The organism is Streptomyces sp. WELS2 (assembly GCF_013870595.1).
Lineage (GTDB): Bacteria > Actinomycetota > Actinomycetes > Streptomycetales > Streptomycetaceae > Streptomyces.
Map to the genome: position 1 here is coordinate 1 of NZ_JACBWZ010000766.1, position 2,914 is coordinate 2,914.

A 2,914-nucleotide genomic window follows, 5' to 3' on the forward strand; every position below is an offset into this window, starting at 1 on the left:
CCGGGCACCGCTGGCCGACGGGGTCCTGCTGCTGCGGATGCCGCTGCTCACCGGCGACCAGCTGCGCCGGGAGACCGAGCGCAGACAGCGGCGCGCCGAACCGGAGGGTGGCACCAACCGCCGCCGTGTCGACGCCGCCGTGGCACGGCTGAGCGGCGGACGCCCGCACACGGTGATCCGGCTGGCCGAGGCCGCCGCCGCCTTCCGCATGCCGGCGGACGCCAACGACCGGGCCATCCTGGACGCCCCGCTGACCGCCCTGGGTGACGGCGCCGACGAGCGGCCCGTCGCCGAGGTACTGCTGCGCGAACTGGTGCTGGACCAGCTCCCGGTGCGGCTGCCGGCCGAGCACCACGACCACTGGCTCGACCTGCTCACCCACCTGTCGGTGGCACACGACACGGAGTGCGCGGACGTCCTGCTGCGCCACCACCAGCGGGGCCGAGTCCACCGGCTGACGGCCCATCATGTGGAGCAGCTGCTCACCGACACCGGCTGGCCCGCCTGCGAACGGCACTTCATCGGGGACTTCGGCCTGCGCCAGCTGCTGGTGCACCGGCTGTACGCGTTGCGCCCCGACGGCGCCGCCTGGTACGCCGACCACCACCTGCTGCGCGACCACTACACCGGACGCGCGGCGGACGACGCGGCGCCGGGCGGGGCCGCCTTCCACTCGGTCACGGCGCACCGGATGAACCACCATCTGGTCTCCGGCGGGGTGGACGACGTGGTCCGCCATCTGGCCGGCACGCTGCCCGGCCGCCCCCGCGAGTGGTGCGCGGAGCTGCTGGAGATCGCCCAGGCGCCGTACCCGTCGGGCGCGGAAACCCGCAGGCAGCGCGCCCAGGGGCTGGTCGCGGTGGACGGACCGGCGTTGCGCCGCACGGTCGACCAACTGCTGCACGCGGTCTGGCTGTGCGAGGAGCGGACCAGGCCCACCGGCCGGGAGACCGCCCGCACGCTGGCCAAACTGCTGGACCTGCTGTCGATCATGGAGTTCGAGGGCGCCGGGCAGCTGGGCCGGACCGCCACCGAGTGGAGCGGGCTGGCGGAGAACGACCAGCCGTTGCTGCGCTGCACCTGCACCGATCAGCTCGGGCGAAGGAGATGACGCGGATGCCCAGGTGGAAGAAGATCCTGTACGCCCTGCTGGGCACGGCGGCCCTGGTGGCGGGCGGCCTGTTCGGCTGGACCTTCCTCCACCGGCCGGACACCTGCGCGGACGGCGTCGAACGGATCGGCGACGAGTGCGTCGGCGTCAACGGCGCGGGCTACGACTTCGGCACCCCCGAGATCGGCGGCGTCACCCGGGCCATCGCGCAGGAGAACAGGAGGATCGAGAAGGACCCCCATGTGACGGTGGCGGTGATGATGCCGCTCCAGTCCGGCAGCGAGGCGCTGCGCCGGCAGATACGCAGCGACCTGCAAGGGGCCTACCTGGGGCAGTTGCAGGCCAACGAGGGCGAGGGCGAACCGCCGAGGATACGGCTGGTGCTGGCCAACCCCGGCCGGGAGTACGGGCACCAGGCCGCCGTCGTGGACACCCTGCTGCGCATGGCCCGCTCGCCCGAGGACCGGCTGCGCGCCGTCACCGGCTTCAACCTCAGCCTCGACGCCACGACCAAGGCCGTCGCACGCCTGACCGCGCAGAAGATCCCCGTGCTCGCCTCCCGGATCACCGGCGACGGGATCGCGAACGAGGAGGGCCTGGACGCGGTGGCGAAGCCGAAGTTCCCCGGCCTGGCCCGGATCATCCCCACCAATCACGAGGTGGCACGGGCACTGGCCGCCTTCACCGGAGGACGGAACCGGGAGGACCGCAGGACGGTGCTGGTCCACGACACCCGTCAGGACAGTTACAACGAGTCGCTGGCGAAGGCCTTCGACAGCATCGAGGAGAAGGGCCCGGCCGGCCCCGCCGAGATGTCCTTCACCTCCCCGGCCATCGACGAGGCGGGCTCCACCGGCAACCAGTTCACCCAGATCGCCAACAACATCTGCAGCTCCGAGGCCGACACCGTCTACTTCGCCGGGCGCACGCTGCACCTGCGGCTCTTCGCGCTCAAGCTCGCCGAGGTCGGCTGCGGGAAACGGCACTACACCATCATCAGCGGCTCCGACGCCGCCTCGCTGGGGCAGTACATGAGCGCGGACGACTGGGAGAAGCTGCGCGGCACGGACGGCGAGGCCAAGGTGACCGTGGAGTACGCCGCCCCCGCGCACCCCGCGGCCTGGGAGACCGAGCTGACCGCCTGGCGCAAGGCGTGGCGCGAGAGCCACGGCCGGGAGCCCACCGCGAAGGAACTGCCCCAGTACCTCGCGGAGCCGAAGGCGGCCCTGGACCGCCTGCGCAACCTCATCGACACCGCGCGGCGCGCCGGGACCGACCTCGGCGCCCCGCCCGGCCTGGAGGACTCCCGCACGATGCTCGTGTACGACGGCATGGTCACCATCGGCACCGCGCTGCACCAGGTGCAGAGCGGCCCCGCCGACCGGGTGCCCGGCCTGGAGGAGGTCGGCCAGGAGTGGGTCCGGCTGAACGCCCAGCACCGCGTGCCGGGCACCAGCGGCCTGATCTGCCTGACCGGCGGCGGCAACCCGTACGACAAACCGGTGGCGGTGGTCCGGCTGGACCCGGGCCGCAAGGGCGAGGGCACGCTGAAGTACGTCGGCCTGGGCTGGCCCACCGGCACTCCCCAGCCGAAGAACTGCGTCATCCCCAGCCGTACCCCCTGACCCCGCGGCCCGGGTCGGGGCGTGCGTCACCTCACATATGACCTGGTTCGCACCCCCTCCCGGGCGTGCCGGGCGCCCGGCTACCGTGGCGTGGAGCCCCTGTACCCCTCACCTCGGACGGCCCGGCTGTGCTCACTGACCTGTCCCCCCTGATCGCCGCCACGGCGCGCTGGCTGAC

General features: G+C 73.0%; 1 protein-coding gene and 1 pseudogene. Both read left to right on the plus strand.

The window, feature by feature from the left end:
* A pseudogene (locus tag H5J33_RS29490) lies at window positions 1-1,111 on the plus strand (hypothetical protein); the annotation flags it as partial.
* Between the two features lie 5 nt (window positions 1,112-1,116).
* Window positions 1,117-2,736 carry an amino acid ABC transporter substrate-binding protein gene (locus tag H5J33_RS29495; RefSeq protein ID WP_258565478.1) on the plus strand — a complete coding sequence of 540 codons (1,620 nt, stop codon included), beginning with the start codon at window positions 1,117-1,119 and terminating at the stop codon, window positions 2,734-2,736.
* Window positions 2,737-2,914: the final 178 nt, after the last annotated feature.